This window comes from Rhodococcus sp. NPDC127593 (genome assembly GCF_042671975.1).
Classification (GTDB): Bacteria; Actinomycetota; Actinomycetes; order Mycobacteriales; family Mycobacteriaceae; genus Rhodococcus_F.
This window is the reverse complement of record NZ_JBHXWI010000075.1, coordinates 23,057-37,409: the sequence shown is the minus strand read 5'-3', so window position 1 is coordinate 37,409 and position 14,353 is coordinate 23,057. Positions and strand designations below refer to the sequence as shown.

Here is a 14,353-nt window from a genome sequence, read left to right as displayed (position 1 = left end):
GCTTCTCGGTCAACACCTGATATCGATCCATCACCTCTGTCACAGCAAACATGTTGCCGCACGACACCCCAAATCATTGGGAGACACGCCCTAGTTCAGAGCTTCGGACGCATCGTTCTGCTCCGCGCCGTCGCGTGCCCGGTGCGCCCGCGACACCGAGAACCATGCGGCGGCGACACCAGCCACCGAAATCCCCACCAGCAGAATGCTCAGCGCCGCGGTGCTGCCGCCGTCGTTGAACGCGAGTTGCACCGCGAGGACCGGCACGAGCGCGGCGCCGAGAGCGTTCCCGAGTTCACGACCCAGCCCCAGGCCGCTGAAGGCATGACGGGTCTCGAAGAGTTCGGTGACGTACGCCCCCATCGGACCGAAGATGGCCGCGACACCGACACCGTTCCCGAGGACCAGAACCAGCCAGAACGCGGCAGAGCCATTGGCGTTCCCCACCAACCAGAACGCCGGGAACGCGAGGAGCGCGGAGAACACGAAACCCGAGATGATGACCGGTCGCCTGCCCACCCGGTCGGACAGCATCCCGAAAACGGGAATGAATGCCGCACAAGCGAGTTGCGCGAGCACCAGGCCGACCAGGATGTCAGTCTGCCCCATGCCCAGTTGGTTCTTGCCGAACGTCAGCATGAAGACGAGATAGAAGTAGCCGAGCCCGGCCTGCCCGAACACCATCACGAGTACGGACAGGATGGCGCGGGGTTGCCTGCGGATGACGTCGAGCACGGGCGAGGTGGTCTTGCCGTTCGACTCCTCGATGTGGCGGAATGCCGGGGTCTCGGGCAGCCGGGCGCGCAGCGACAGACCATACAGCAGAATCAGCCCGCCGAGCAGGAAGGGCAGGCGCCACCCCCACGACATGAACGCTTCTTCGGGGAGCGCAGCCGACACCCCCAACAGGGCGCTGGTGCCGAGGACGCCACCGATGGACGCTCCCGCGCCTGGCAACGATCCGAGAAGTCCCCGTCGACGCTGCGGCGCGAACTCCACCGCCACCAGCGTGGCGCCTCCGTACTCGGCGCTGGCGCCGATGCCCTGAAGGATCCGCAGCAGCACGAGGAACGCCGGTGCCAGCCAGCCGATCTGCTCGTAGCCGGGCAGCAGGCCCACGAGCATCGTCGCGGCCCCCATCATGACGAGGGTGAAGACGAGAATCTTTTTCCGCCCGATCCGGTCACCGAGGCTGCCGAGGATGACGCCGCCGATCGGCCGGACGAGGAAGCCGACGGCGAATGTCCCGACCGCCTGCAGCGTGGCGAGGAACGGGCTCGCACCGGAGAAGAACACGCTCCCGAATACCACCGACGCGGCCGAGGCGTAGAGGCTGAAGTCGTAGTATTCGAGCAGAGTTCCGACGAAGGCGGCGCGGCTGGCTCGTTTAGAGTCGCCCGCCGAGTTGGCACCGGCCGTAGTTGTACCGTCTGCGGTGGTGGATGGGCTGGTTGTCATGCACACACTCCGTGTCGTGCGGTCTCGAAGAGTTCGAGAATGGTTGTGACGGATGCCACGTTAACCAATACCCATTAGGTTTGTCTACGCTTTACCCTCGAGTCTTTCGATATCGACCCGAACCCTGGTCAATGATCTCGATCATGTAGCAGCTCAACGGATTCCGGACAATTCTGCATCGCCTGGTTCACGTTGACACCGGCAGGATCCGAAATGAACTGTGCGGGTCTTGTCACCTCGCAGCAGTCGCGGTAGATGCTGCCACCCCGATCAGCCGCCGAGCGGCGGCGGGCGGTTGCAGGATTCCTTCCGCCACAAGATGATCCACCTCGTCGGGCGTCATGCCCAGCAGCTCCTCACAGATCTCGCGGGTGTGCTGCCCGGCAACCGGTGCCTGCCGCAGCGGCGGATCGGGGATGGTCGAGAATCGCGCGACGCGGGCCGCGGTGGGCAACGCCTTGGGGAGCAGGTCGTGGTGCGTGGCAGTGTAGGCCGCCCTGGCCGCCAGGTGCGGATCGGTGAGCAGTTCGGGAAGGCGAAGCATCATCCCGGCCGGAACGCCCGCCGACTGCAGCTCCGCGACGGCCTGCGCGGGAGACCGCGTCCGCAACCATTCCTCGAGAACGTCGTCGACGTCGACTCGGTTCCTGATCCGCTCGGCCCGTGTGCGGAACGCCGGAGCATCCGCCAGTTCGGGCCTGCCGATCGCGGCGCACAATCGAGCCCAGTCGTCGTCGTCTCTCACCGACACGACGCACCATTCGTCGTCACCTGCACAGGCGAAGACTCCGGAGGGCGCCGCGAAGGCATCGGAGTTGCCGGGTGCGGAGACGGTGCCGGGGCGCAGCGATTCGGTCACGAGTTGAGCGCCGAGCTGGACGAGCGCGGTGTCCGCCTGCGCCACCTCGAGCGCCGCCCCCTTGCCCGTGCGCGTGCGCTGGATCAGCGCCGCGAGCACCGCGATCGCCGTGACGTGGGCCGCGATGTGGTCGGGGTAGACAGTCGAGCCGTCGCAGAGCAGTTCCTCGTTCCCGGGGTACCTCCACAGCGCGGACACACCGCACGCCGCGCGAACCAGGGGGCCGTACCCGAGCCGGTTGTTCCACGGTCCGGCACTGCCGAACGCGCTGCTCTCGGACACGATGATGCGGGGATTGAGTGCGGCGAGCTCGTCGTACGAGAGTCCCATCGACGCGAGTGTGCCGGGCTTGAAATTGGCCAGAACCACGTCGGCCTCGACGACGAGGCGACGGAACAGCTCCCCGCCCTCCGGGCTGCGCAGATCCAGACCCAGGCTGCGCTTGTTACGGTGCCCCCAGGCCACGGAGGCGGCCAGCGCGGCGCCGCGCTTCGACTGGCGCAGCCCGTCGGGGAACTTGGCGTTCTCGACCTTGATGACATCGGCCCCGTAGTCCGCGAACTGGCGGCTCAGTTCGGCACCGAAGACGATCACGCCCAGGTCGAGGACGCGAAGACCTTCGAGGGGCCGCGAGCCGGGCTGCGCCGTCCCGGAAGGCTCGCCGGTGTGGGTCTCCCACTTCGCCTCCGGCGAGCTGTCATGCTCCCCGACCGCGGGCGCTGGGGTCCTGATTCCGAGGCGTGCGCCGTCGACCGACACGTACCCCGTCGGAACCCGCGCGTGCACCCCATCGGCGATCTCCACGTCCGCGAGCGCACCGGCCACGTCGAAGTGCTCGGTGGTCAGGACTTCCCCGAGCGAGAGGACGCCGCCGACCGGCACTCCCCTGGCCGCACCCTCCGCGACGAGTTGATCTCGGGTGCGGGTCGCGAAGAGCACCTCGATGAGGGGGTGCAGGGTGTCGGCGGCGGCGAACCGGGCCGGAATCGTGTCGTACTTCGGATCGGCGAATTCTTCGGGCTCGCCAAGCCATGTGAACATTCCCCGCCACTGCCGCTTGGCCAGCAGGCAGATCCGCACGTGTCCGTCGGCGCACGGGAACACCGGGTAGAAGTTCGACGCGTCCGGTCGCCCGCGGGGAAAGTCGTCGGAGCGTCCCGCGGCCGCGGAACCCTGCGTCCCGAAACCGGGATCGAAGCCGTGGACGAGCGCTTCGAAGGCGGACAGATCCACCACTTGGCCGCGCCCGGTGCGGATCCGATCGTAGTAGGCGAGCAGCGCCGACCAGGCGGCGTGCATCCCCACGGTTTCCTCCACCAGACCTGTCGGAGGAAGCAGGGGTTCGGCTCCCGGAGCGCCCGAGCGGGACAGCACACCACTGAGCGCAAACAGCACCTGCTCCGTGGCCGCCCAGTCCCGGTACGGTCCGGTCTGCCCGAACGGGGTGACCGACACGCACACCAGTGCCGGTGCGAGAGCGGAGAGTTCGGCCGTACCGACTCCCCGCGCACTCAGCAGTCCCGGAGCGTGCGATTCGATCAGGATGTCGGATTCCGCCGCGAGTCGCCGGAGCCGGTCCCGGCCGGCGGCATCGTCGACGTCCACGACGATGCCCCGCTTGTTCGCGTTGCGGAGCGCAAACGGGATGCTGACACCGTCCACCACGGGCTCCGCACGACGTGAGCGGGCGCCGCCCGGACCTTCCACCTTCGTCACATGCGCACCGAGGTCGGCGAGGTACCGGCCACACGATTCGCCGAGGCCGTCGGTGAGGTCGAGAACGCGGACACCGGTCAGCGGTAGCGTCATCGTCTGCTCCGTTCGATCATGTCTGATAGTCGATGAATAGCGTTTTTGTTCAGCGTGTTCCGAAGTAGACGGACTTCGTGGCGAAGTACGGGTGCAGGCCCTCCGGCCCGAGTTCGCGTCCGAGACCGGAGGACTTGACTCCGCCAAACGGTGCATCGAGGTCGAGGGCGTAATGGTTGACACCGACGGTCCCGCTGTGGATGCGGGCGGCCAGTGCGAGGCCGCGGTCCTCGTCGGTGGTCCAGACCGTACCGCCCAGGCCGTATTCGGAGTCGTTGGCGATCGCGACGGCCTCGTCCTCGTCCTCGTAGGGGGTGATCGTCAGAACGGGCCCGAAGATCTCCTCCTGGGCGATGCGGGCGGAATTGTCCACGTCCACGAACACGGTCGGTTCGACGAACCAGCCGAGGGGTTGCGAAGCTGGTACGCCCCCGCCGGTCGTCGTGCGGTAGCCCGCACTGCGCCCGTCCTCGATATAGCCGAGCACGCGCTCGCGCTGGGCAGAGCTGACCAGCGGACCGATCGCGGTGGTCTTGTCGAGTGGATCCCCCACGGCGAGGCCCCGGACGGTCTCGGTGACCGCCTCGACGACCTCGTCGTATCGTGCTCGAGGGGCGAGGATCCGGGTGCTGGCATGACACGTCTGACCGTTGTTCACCAGCGAGACCTCGGCGAGGTTCGCGGCGAAGACGGACAGGTCGGCGTCGGCACCCACGATCGCAGCGGACTTTCCGCCGAGTTCGAGAGTGACGGGGCGCAGCAGCCTGCCACACACCTCGCCGATCGCTCGTCCCGCCGCCGTCGAACCGGTGAACGCGACCTTGTCGACCCCCGGGTGCTGCACCAGGTAGGCGCTCGCCTCGCGGCCCGCGGGCACGATGTTCAGGACGCCGGGAGGCAGACCGGCCTCCTCGGCGGCATCCGCGAACGCGAACGCGTCGAGCGCGGTTTCGGGGGCGGCCTTGAGCACCACGGTGCAACCGGCCGCGAGCGCGGGCGCGATCTTCATCGCGGCGAGGGGTTGCGGGTAGTTCCACGGGGTGATCGCGGCGACGACCCCCACCGGCTCCCGCCGGACCACCGTGCGCCCGCCGAATGCGCTGGGACGGACGTCCTCGGACGCCGCGTCGCGGACGAGCGCGGCGTAGTAGCGGATCATGGCGGCGGGCCCGAAACCGTTGACCCCGGCGGACAGTGAGATCGGCATACCGTTCTCGCGGCTCACCAGGGTCGCGGTGTCGCGACCGCGCTTCTTCAGGGCGGACGCGAAAGCGTCGAGAACGTCTGCGCGAGCGCGGTTGTCGAGTTCGCCCCATGGTCCGCGGAGTGCGTCGCGTGCGGCGGAGACGGCGGTGTCGATGTCGGCGGCCGAGGCGACGGCCGAACGTCCGAGCACCTTCTCCGTGGCAGCTTCGACGACGTCGACCGTCGCACCCTCCTGCGGGGCGACCCAACGGCCACCGATGAACAGCGCGTCGCGGTCCACAGTCATGTTGTCCATGTCGATCCTTCTCACAGAGTCGGTGGTGCTACAGCACGTCTTCGTGGGCGAAGAGCGTCGAGCTGACGAGCGGCGCCATCGGACCTCCGATGAACAGTGACGTCTTGGCGTGTGCCACGGGATTGGTCGAGGTTCCCCGGATCTGCCGCACCGCCTCGACCGCGAGGCCCATTCCGTTGACGAACGAGTCGGCGATGTTGCCACCGCTCGTGTTCACGGGGAGCTTGCCCACGCCCGCGGTGAGATTGTCGACGGTGAGGACCTCGCCGGCGGCGGGACCGGACGGCGCCAGGCCGTGGTCGATGAGGGCCGCGACGGCGGGCCCGCTGAAGTTCTCGTACACCTGGACGACGTCCACGTCGTCGGGTCCGAGACCGGCGGCGGCCCACAGCCGGTCCGCGACGCCGGGCCGGCCCGCGGTGCCCGCGAATCCCGCTGTGGCGTACTGGTCGTCGTTGTCGATGATCGAGGAGTAACCGCCGGGGGCCCCCTGGGCGCCCGCGAGGACATAGGCGGGATCCGGTCGCAGCGACTTCGCCCTGTCGGCGGAGACCAGCACCACCGCGACGGCTCCGTCGCTCTCCCGCGAGCAGTCGTACAGGTGGAACGGTTCGGTGATCAGGCGGGACGACTCGTACGTCGCCTCGTCGAGCGGCTTGCCGTAGCCCTGTGCGGTCGGATTGTTCTGGGCGTGCCGGTACGCCGCGAGTACCAGGGCACGCATCGTCTCCCGTGGCACTCCGTCGTGCTCGAGCAGTCGTTGTGTCCGCAACGCACATACCTGGGCGGGCGAGCCGACGCCGTGCGCGAGGAAGTGCGGACCGTAGTGGTACTTCGCGTATCCGAGACGTCCGGTGTCCGCCTGCGCCATGGCGCGATAGACGACGACGCAGTCGGCCTGCCCTGCGGCGATCGCGACAGCGGCATTGTTGATCGCGGCGGCGACCGTTCCGCCGCCACCGCCCCACATCATGTTCGACCACCGGACGTCGTCGACCCTCAGCGCGCCGCCGATGACCGCACCGTCGTGGCCGCCGCCCGCGTAGGACACGAATCCGTCGAGCTCGCGCGGCGAGATGCCCGCGTCGGAGCACGCGGCGAGGATCGCCTCGAGGGCCATCCTCAGTTCGCCCGCCGGGGCCTCGCCGCGGCGGTAATGCAGTTCGGACACGCCGACTACGGCGGCCGCCCCGCGCATGGTGAGTGCACTCATGCCTGCGCTCCTTCTGTGGATCGACGCCAGCGCAGCAGCGGCCAGGTCGCGCCTTCGTCGTGCTCGATGTGCCCGACGACCGGGTCGCCGATGCGGATGGCGTCGGTGTCGGCGCCGGTCAGTATTCCGAGCACCCGGCGGTGCCCGGCCTCGGGAAGCTCCACGAGGACCGTCACGTACGGGACCCGGTCGGCCAGTTCGGTGATGAACGGGTACCAGCTGCGGGACCAGCTGTACACGGTGCCGACGGGCGTCACGGCTTCCCAGTTCGGGTCGAGGGTGTGGCAGGACCCGCAGACCCATTGCGGTCCCCAGATCCAGGTCTTGCAGGTGCCACAACGCTGGAGTCGCAGCTCACCTCGGGTGAGCCCGTCCCAGTACGGTTGGTCGAGGCCGTCGGCGGACGGTCCCCACGGTTCGTCCGTCATGCGGGCTGCCCTTCGTCCGCGGGGAAGTTCTCGAGGGCCGCGGCCAGCCACCGGCCGTCGTGACGCTCCCAGATCGATCTCAGGCCGATGACGCCGTTCGGGGTCGTGTACACCGTCTCGCCGATGCGGCGGTCACCGTCGGCCCGGACGTCCTTGATCTCGAATCCGTCGACGTCGCCGCGGGGAACGGTGACGCCGTCGAACACAGCAGGCAGATTCGCCTGCACCATGTCGGCCAGGGCGGCCTTCATGTCTCCGGACACCACGTATCCGACATGCCGTTCATACAGCTCGCGGAAGTCTTCGACAGACATTCGAAACTCCTTTTCTCCGTGAGGCCCTCACGCCTCACGGCGGATGCTCTCATTGCCAATACCTTATGTCGTTAGGTAAACCGGAGTCAATCGTCCGCGAACCGGAATGTCCCGTCGGCGGCGACGGCCACCTCGTCCCGCGCGACGTCGACGCTGATCAGCCGGTCGAGAGCGTCCGCTTCCGTCGTAGCGGCCAGTGTGCGTTCACCGGTCCCGGTCCGCACCGCCACGAAGCCTCGCTCCGGGGCCCCCTCCCGCCCGTGCACCACGGTCCAGGACTCGATCGAGCCGGTCCCGTCGTAGCTCGTGAGCGCTGCGGTGGTCGGTTGCGCATCGACTTCGGACTGAACGTCCTGACGCCGGAACCCGTCGCTCGGCGGCTCGGTCCGATAGACACCGAACGCGTGCTTGGTGAGGTAACCACCGTTCGCCGTGATCAGCCCGTACGTCCCGGGCGACTCGCGCAGTCGGGTGGCCAGCGTGGCGATCGCGTGGGTGCTGTAGTTGTTCCACGGGCCACCGGCGAAGGTGAGGCCTCCCGTCAGCGTCAGCGCTCGACCGGGATCGTCGAGCGGTAAGCCCAACTCGGCCGCGGCCACCTGGACGGCCGACGGGAAGCACGAGTACACGTCCACGTGCGCGACGTCGTCCCGACCGATCCCCGACAGTTCCAGCGCCCGGGCCCCGGCGATCCGGATGGCGGGTGACCGGTCGAGCGCATCCCGCTCGGAGATGTCGTACGTGTCGTGCGCCTCGGTTCCGGCGTGCGGGAAGACCCACCGGTCGCGCGAAATTCCAAGGCGGGTGGCGACCTCGACCGAGCAGAGCAGCAGCGCCGCACCCTGCTCCACCATGTTGTTGGAGTTCATCAGCTTGGTGTACGGCCGGCTGATCCACCGATTGTCCTCGGACGGCGTGACGATCTCGTCGGCCGTGTATTCACGGGCGGTCCAGGCATACGGGTTCGTCGACGCCACCTTGCTGAAACCCGACCAGAGTGCGCCGATCGCCGCACGGTGATCGTCCACCGAGCGTCCCGACGAGATCCGGAGGGCCTGTTCGAACAGGGGGTACACATACGCCGGCCGGTCGAGGCCGATCCTGGCCTGACCGTCGAAGACCATCGGAACCTCGGGAACGAGGATCTCCGCGGACGGAACCGAGTCGTCCTGCACGGTCCACTCCGGGCGAACGCCCTGCGAGCGCAGCTTCATCCGGGTCCGCCACGACTCGGCGCCGCCGACGAGGACCACGTCGGCGCGGCCCGCCGCGATGTCCTCGGCTGCCCCGTTGACGAGGACCTGCGGGCCGCTGCCGCCGCTGCCGGTGTAGCCGGTGTGCCGGACGGCGGCGCCAATGCGTTCGCCGACCAGTGCGCCGGGGTCGCGATAACGCCACGACAGCATGCCGATCAACCGGACCGAATCGACGAGTTCGAGCAGGCGGGACGATCCCGCTTCGGCGGCGGCGGCGCGGGCCGCCGCGACGATGAGATCGACGGGCTCCACTCCCCCGGTCCGCTCGTTGATCTGTCCGCCGCCGACGAGGATCGGGGTTCGCGGATCGAGTGTCACGACATCACCGCCTCGAGGATGCGTTCCCGATTCTCCGGCCTGGGCCAGCCGCCAAGGATCAGCGTGGTCAAGCAGGTGGGCTTCCAGCGGTTCACGATGTCCTCACAAATCTTGTCGGCGGGTCCGATCAGCGCGACGTCCTCGACCATCTCGGTCGGAACAGCCTGTGCCGCGAGATCGGGCCGTCCGCGCAGGTACAACTCCTGGATCTCGGCACACGCGTCGGCCCAGCCCATCCGGGTGAAGACGTCGTTGTGGAAGTTGGCGCCTTTCGCGCCCATTCCGCCCGCGTACAGTGCGACGACGGGTTTGATCTTGGCCGCGGCCTTCTCCACGTCGTCGTTCTCGATCAGCCAGCACACGTTCGCGATCTCGAAGTCCGACTGCGTCCGGCGTGCCCCGTCCCGGCCGAACCCCTCGGCCAGCGCGGCGCGGTAGAACTCGTCGCTCTTGGGTGAGAACCACAACGGGGTCCAGCCGTCCGCGATCTCCGCCGCCAGCGCCACGTTCTTCGGCCCCTCGGCCCCGAGGTAGACCGGGATGTCTTCGCGCAGCGGGTGAACGATCGACTTCAGCGGCTTGCCCAGGCCGCTGCCACCGGCGAGGGGGAGCTGATAGTGCCGCCCCTCGTAGGTCACGGGCTTCTCCCGAGCCCACACCGCGCGCATGATCTCGACGTACTCGCGGGTCCGCTCGAGCGGGCGGGGATAGGGTTGCCCATACCAGCCTTCGACCACCTGCGGGCCGGACGCGCCGATACCGACGATCACCCTGCCCCCGCTGAGGTGGTCGACCGTCTGCGCGGCCATGGCCAGGGCGGTCGGCGTCCGCGCCGAGATCTGACAGACCGCGGTTCCGAGCTTGATGGTGGAGGTGCGCGATCCCCACCAGGCCAGCGGCGTCAGCGCGTCCGATCCGTAGGTCTCCGCCGTCCAGAAGCTGTCCACGCCGAGCGCCTCGGCCTCGCCGAGCATACGTTCGACGTTGCGCGGCGGTCCGGATTCCCAATATCCCACGGCGATACCGACTTTCACCGTCGCCCCCCATTCTTGTCTCGACTCGTCACAGCTGTCGCCCTTCAGTGGTTCTGATAGACCGGCGGGCGCTTCTCGAGAAACGAGTGCACGGCTTCGCGGTGGTCCTTGGTCATGGCGGCGAGGATCTGGGTCCGGTTCTCCAGGTCGATCGCGGCGCGCAGGCTCGGAACCTCGAGGTTGGACCACATCACCTCCTTGGTCATCCACACGCCGAACGGGCTGTTGCGCGCGATGTTCTCGGCGGTGTCGAGCGCCGCGTCCAGCAGTCGCTCCGCCGGTTCGACCGACGACACGATGCCGACGCGCTCGCACTCGGCGGCGTCGACGGGGCGTCCGGTGAGGAGAATCTCTGCCGCCCTGGAGAATCCGATCATCCGGGGCAGCAACCAGCTGACGCCGATGTCGCAGCTGGACTGTCCGCGGTTGATGAACGACGCATGCAGTGCGGCGGTGTCGGCCATGAGCCGGACGTCCGCCATCAGCGCCAACGCCATCCCACCTCCCGCGGCGGCGCCGTTGATCGCGGCGATCACCGGCGGCCTGGCACCGCGGAACGCCTCGACGAGCGATGCGATGTGCTGCTGGACGCGCATGCCCGCCTGCGCCCTGCCCTCGCCGTCGGCCGCGCCGGGCGGGGTGCCGTAGCCGCGCAGGTCGATTCCCGCGCAGAACGCCCGCCCGTTCCCGGTCAGCACTATCGCGCGGGTCTCGGAGTCGTGGCGGACGTCGGCGAGTACCGCGTGCAGCGCCTCGACGAGTTCGACGTTCATTGCGTTCAGGGCGTCCGCGCGGTTCAGGCGGATCAGCAGAACGCCCGGCCGCGGCCGCTCGGTCAGTATCAGTTCGGACATCCGGGGCCTTCCCCTCGTCTGGTTCCGACGGCCTCCACTTCGCATTGGCACCGTCGACATATCAAGCTAATACCTTTAGGTTAATACCTCAAGATCCACTGTTCGGACGGACGTCGAGGAAGGACACGACACAATGACGGAACTGCACGGCAAAGTGGCGGTGGTGACCGGTGGTGCGAGCGGAATCGGGGCTGCGACCTGCACACTTCTCGCGGAGCGGGGTGCTCGGGTGGTGGTCACGGACATCGACGACGAACGCGGCGAGGCGGTCGCGGCCACCCTCGGCGAACACGGCGTCTATCTGCACACCGACGTCACCCGCGAGGAGGATGTCGCGGCGGCGGTCCGCACCGCGACCGAGCGCTTCGGACGCCTCGACGCGATGGTCAACAACGCCGGGCGGGTCGGCGCCTGGACGTACGTCGCCGACACCACCGTCGACGAGTGGGACTCCTCGTTCGCCGTTCTGGCGCGCAGCGCCTTCCTCGGCACCAAACACGCCGCCCGGGTGATGCGTGAGCAGGGGTTCGGCACCGTCGTCAACGTGTCGTCGGTGGCGGGCGTGCGCACCGGCTTCGGCCCGCACCCGTACGGCGCCGCGAAAGCCGCCGTGCTGCAGATGACCCGCAGCGCCGCACGCGAACTCGCGGAATTCCACGTCCGGGTCAACGCCGTCACCCCGGGTGGGGTCGCCACCCGCATCGTCGGCCACGGCGCCGGGCTGGAGGGCGGCGCTCTGGACGCCAGCGTCGACAAGGTACGGCAGGGGCTGGCGTCGTTCCAGCCGATCCCCCGCGCCGGCGAGGGTCACGACATCGCCGGCGCCATCGCCTATCTGGTCTCCGACGACGCAACATTCGTGACCGGGCAGAACCTCGTCGTCGACGGGGGGCTGACCCTCGGGAAGGCGTGGCCCGCCAACTACAGGCGCTGACGCACCCGTGCGCACTTCCGGTAGTCCTGGCTACCAAAAGTGCGCACGGGCAGCGGAGCTGCCTTCAGATGCCGACCGGACCGCCGAGCCATACGCCGACCTCCTCCCCGGACACGTGCCTGCCGTCCTCGCTGACGAGGAAGGACACAGTCGACGCAATCGACTCGGCCGGGATGCGCGGCCAGTGGGCGGCGAGGGTTTCCACCGCGTTCTCGCCGCCGGAGCTGATGATGTCGGTCTCGACGAATCCCGGCATGACCGTGTTGACCGTGATGCCGCGGCGCGCCACCTCGAGCGCCATCGACCGGGTCATGCCGACCAGTCCCGCCTTCGCGGCAGAGTAGGCGCTCATGCCCGGGGACGGTCGTCGCCCGCCGGACGGGCTGCTGACGAAAATGACGCGGCCCCAGCCGCTGTGGTACATCGCGGGCAGCGCGGCGTGGGTGCAGTAGAAGGCGCCGCTGAGGTTGACGCCGATCACCCGGTCCCAGTCGCTCGGCGACTGCTTGCGGGCCGCGCCCGCGATGTTCATGCCCGCGTTGTTCACCAGCACCGTCGGCGCGCCGAGTTCGGCCGTGGTCTCGGCGATCAACTCCTCGGCCTGCGCCGCGTCGGACACGTCCGCGCGAATCGCCGCCGCCCGGCCGCCGCCGGCGACGATCTTGTCCACCACATCCTGCGCGTCCGCCGCGCTGGACGAGTAGTTGACGGCGACCGCGAACCCGTCGGCCGCCAGCCGACGGGAGATCGCGACCCCGATCCCGCGGCCTCCACCGGTCACCACCGCCACCCGCTGTTGCTGCGCCATCGCCGTCACCGCACCTTCGGGTAGGTCTGCGGAACATCGGAATACGTCTCCCGCAGATCCCGTTTGGAGATCTTGCCGCTCGCCATCCGGGGCAATCCGCCGTCGACGAACACCACGTACCGTGGCACCTTGTAGTCGGCGAGGTTCTTGTTGCAGTACTCGACGATGTCCGCCTCGGTGATTCCCTCGGCCTTCTTCACGATCGCGGCCGGGGTCTCGCCGAACCTCTCGTCTGGCACGCTGATCACCGCGACCTCCTCGACACCGGGCAGCCGGTTGATCACCTGCTCGATCTCCGCGGGCGAGATGTTGAGGCCACCGGAGATGATCATGTCCTTGAGTCGGTCCACGAACGTGAGGTAGCCGTTCTCGTCGAGCTTCCCGAGGTCGCCGGTGTGCAGCCAGCCGTCGATCAGCGTGGATCGGGTAGCGTCCTCGTTGCGCCAGTACCCCGGCATCATGCCCGGGCCTCGCAGCAGGATCTGGCCTACTTCTTCAGGGGCGCAGTCCTTTCCGTCGGCGTCGACGACGCGGATCTTGGTGAAGATGCCGCCGAACCCGCACTTGTCGGGGTGCTCGGCGGCCTCGTCGCGGGGCATCGCGGTGGCCGACCCGCCGATCTCCGTCTGCCCGTAGATCTGCCGCAGCTGGACGCCCCGGGCGAGCCACGTACCGACCAGTGCCGACGGCACCCGGGCACCCCCGACGTGGGCCGTGGTCAGGTGGCTCAGGTCCGCGTCCGCGAATCCGGGCACGCGGGCGATCTGCTCGAACAGGATCGGCGGTCCGGTCAGGGTGGTGGCACGACTGTCGATCATCACCCGCAGCGCGGCCTCGGGGTCGAACCCGGGCTGCAGCAGAAGGGTGCCGCCGTGCAGCACGGTCCGGGAGATGCCCCAGATGATCCCGGCCGCGGTGAACAGCGGCAGCACGAGCAGCGGACGGAAGCGGTTCTGCTCGATCGGCTCCATCAGCGCCCACTCGTGCATCTCGCCGGCGATCGTCGCGTGCGTGAACACGACACCCTTCGGCTTGCCCGTGGTGCCGCTGGTGAACACGATCGCGGTGGGCGCGGACTGCTCCGTCACCGGCGTGCGGAACGGCAGGTGCGTGCCGCCGCGGAGTGGCCGCACGTCCCGCTCGAACTCCACGACGGCGAAGGTGCCGCGCGCCGCGTGCACCTCGTCGAGACGCGGGCGCAGGATCCCGTCGCAATACACGACGGACGGCTCGCAGTCCTCGATCAGGGCGGTCAACTCACCGGCGAGCATCCGCTGGTTGAACGGCGCCGAGATCGCGCCCACCTTCATCGCGCCCAGCGCGGCCACGCACCACTCGAGCGAGTTGGTTCCGAGGAAGCTGACCCGGTCCCCGGCCGTGACGCCGCGGGCGGCGAGGTCGTGGGCGACGCCGTCGGCCCAGGTGTCGAGTTCGCGGTAGGTCACCACGTCGCCGGCGAAGTCGATCGCCGGCTGGTCGGGGACGGTTCGCACCCAATAGGTGAGTGCGTCGATCACGGTTCCGCTCATGGAATGCCTCCCGGAGGTATCGGCGCGGCCGGTGTCGG

12 protein-coding genes are annotated in these 14,353 nt (G+C 68.7%); 1 reads left to right on the top strand and 11 read right to left on the bottom strand.

The window, feature by feature from the left end; genetic code table 11:
- Positions 1–90: 90 nt before the first annotated feature.
- The 9 genes from ACFVJ3_RS42605 to ACFVJ3_RS42565 all read right to left on the bottom strand — a co-directional run bounded on the left by ACFVJ3_RS42605 (position 91) and on the right by ACFVJ3_RS42565 (position 11,044).
- Positions 91–1,458, bottom strand: coding sequence for an MFS transporter (locus tag ACFVJ3_RS42605; protein ID WP_378457798.1), 1,368 nt, complete (start codon positions 1,456–1,458; stop codon positions 91–93).
- A gap of 232 nt (positions 1,459–1,690) precedes the next feature.
- On the bottom strand, positions 1,691–4,126 hold the full coding sequence (locus tag ACFVJ3_RS42600) for a CaiB/BaiF CoA transferase family protein (protein ID WP_378457797.1): 2,436 nt from the start codon (positions 4,124–4,126) through the stop codon (positions 1,691–1,693).
- Between the two features lie 49 nt (positions 4,127–4,175).
- Positions 4,176–5,627 carry an aldehyde dehydrogenase gene (locus ACFVJ3_RS42595; RefSeq protein WP_378457796.1) on the bottom strand — a complete coding sequence of 484 codons (1,452 nt, stop codon included), beginning with the start codon at positions 5,625–5,627 and terminating at the stop codon, positions 4,176–4,178.
- Positions 5,628–5,655: 28 nt separating this feature from the next.
- Positions 5,656–6,840: a transporter gene (locus ACFVJ3_RS42590; RefSeq protein WP_378457795.1), complete on the bottom strand. Its 1,185-nt coding sequence runs from the start codon at positions 6,838–6,840 to the stop codon at positions 5,656–5,658.
- Positions 6,837–7,268, bottom strand: a complete 432-nt coding sequence (locus tag ACFVJ3_RS42585; protein ID WP_378457794.1) for a Zn-ribbon domain-containing OB-fold protein — start codon at positions 7,266–7,268, stop codon at positions 6,837–6,839. Before ACFVJ3_RS42585 ends, ACFVJ3_RS42590 begins: the two co-directional genes overlap by 4 nt.
- Positions 7,265–7,582 (bottom strand): hypothetical protein, encoded by a 318-nt coding sequence (locus ACFVJ3_RS42580; RefSeq protein WP_378457793.1) that lies wholly within the window; start codon positions 7,580–7,582, stop codon positions 7,265–7,267. Before ACFVJ3_RS42580 ends, ACFVJ3_RS42585 begins: the two co-directional genes overlap by 4 nt.
- Before the next feature lie 86 nt (positions 7,583–7,668).
- Positions 7,669–9,156, bottom strand: coding sequence for an acetyl-CoA acetyltransferase (locus tag ACFVJ3_RS42575; RefSeq protein ID WP_378457792.1), 1,488 nt, complete (start codon positions 9,154–9,156; stop codon positions 7,669–7,671).
- Complete coding sequence (locus ACFVJ3_RS42570; RefSeq protein WP_378457791.1) at positions 9,153–10,190, bottom strand: LLM class F420-dependent oxidoreductase; 1,038 nt, start codon at positions 10,188–10,190, stop codon at positions 9,153–9,155. The genes ACFVJ3_RS42575 and ACFVJ3_RS42570 overlap by 4 nt, the downstream gene beginning before the upstream one ends.
- Positions 10,191–10,234: 44 nt before the next feature.
- Positions 10,235–11,044, bottom strand: coding sequence for an enoyl-CoA hydratase/isomerase family protein (locus ACFVJ3_RS42565; protein WP_378457790.1), 810 nt, complete (start codon positions 11,042–11,044; stop codon positions 10,235–10,237).
- 133 nt (positions 11,045–11,177) lie between these two features.
- Here ACFVJ3_RS42565 and ACFVJ3_RS42560 point away from each other — a divergent pair, with 133 nt between their 5' ends.
- Positions 11,178–11,978, top strand: a complete 801-nt coding sequence (locus tag ACFVJ3_RS42560) for a glucose 1-dehydrogenase (protein WP_378457789.1) — start codon at positions 11,178–11,180, stop codon at positions 11,976–11,978.
- A 64-nt stretch (positions 11,979–12,042) separates the two neighbouring features.
- Here the strand turns inward: ACFVJ3_RS42560 and ACFVJ3_RS42555 are convergent, their stop codons facing one another.
- Both ACFVJ3_RS42555 and ACFVJ3_RS42550 read right to left on the bottom strand, forming a co-directional pair.
- The gene (locus ACFVJ3_RS42555) at positions 12,043–12,786 is read right to left on the bottom strand and encodes an SDR family oxidoreductase (RefSeq protein WP_378457788.1); all 744 of its coding nucleotides are present in this window, start codon (positions 12,784–12,786) and stop codon (positions 12,043–12,045) included.
- Positions 12,787–12,791: 5 nt separating this feature from the next.
- A complete protein-coding gene (locus ACFVJ3_RS42550; protein WP_378457787.1) occupies positions 12,792–14,315 on the bottom strand; it encodes a class I adenylate-forming enzyme family protein in 1,524 nt (507 codons plus the stop codon).
- Between the last annotated feature and the right edge of the window lie 38 nt (positions 14,316–14,353).

Coding starts and splice junctions, on each gene's coding strand:
- ACFVJ3_RS42585 (WP_378457794.1), bottom strand. CDS start 7,268: ATGACGGACGAACCGTGGGGACCGTCCGCCGACGGCCTCGACCAACCG.
- ACFVJ3_RS42565 (WP_378457790.1), bottom strand. CDS start 11,044: ATGTCCGAACTGATACTGACCGAGCGGCCGCGGCCGGGCGTTCTGCTG.
- ACFVJ3_RS42605 (WP_378457798.1), bottom strand. CDS start 1,458: ATGACAACCAGCCCATCCACCACCGCAGACGGTACAACTACGGCCGGT.
- ACFVJ3_RS42590 (WP_378457795.1), bottom strand. CDS start 6,840: ATGAGTGCACTCACCATGCGCGGGGCGGCCGCCGTAGTCGGCGTGTCC.
- ACFVJ3_RS42580 (WP_378457793.1), bottom strand. CDS start 7,582: ATGTCTGTCGAAGACTTCCGCGAGCTGTATGAACGGCATGTCGGATAC.
- ACFVJ3_RS42595 (WP_378457796.1), bottom strand. CDS start 5,627: ATGGACAACATGACTGTGGACCGCGACGCGCTGTTCATCGGTGGCCGT.
- ACFVJ3_RS42600 (WP_378457797.1), bottom strand. CDS start 4,126: ATGACGCTACCGCTGACCGGTGTCCGCGTTCTCGACCTCACCGACGGC.
- ACFVJ3_RS42550 (WP_378457787.1), bottom strand. CDS start 14,315: ATGAGCGGAACCGTGATCGACGCACTCACCTATTGGGTGCGAACCGTC.
- ACFVJ3_RS42555 (WP_378457788.1), bottom strand. CDS start 12,786: ATGGCGCAGCAACAGCGGGTGGCGGTGGTGACCGGTGGAGGCCGCGGG.
- ACFVJ3_RS42560 (WP_378457789.1), top strand. CDS start 11,178: ATGACGGAACTGCACGGCAAAGTGGCGGTGGTGACCGGTGGTGCGAGC.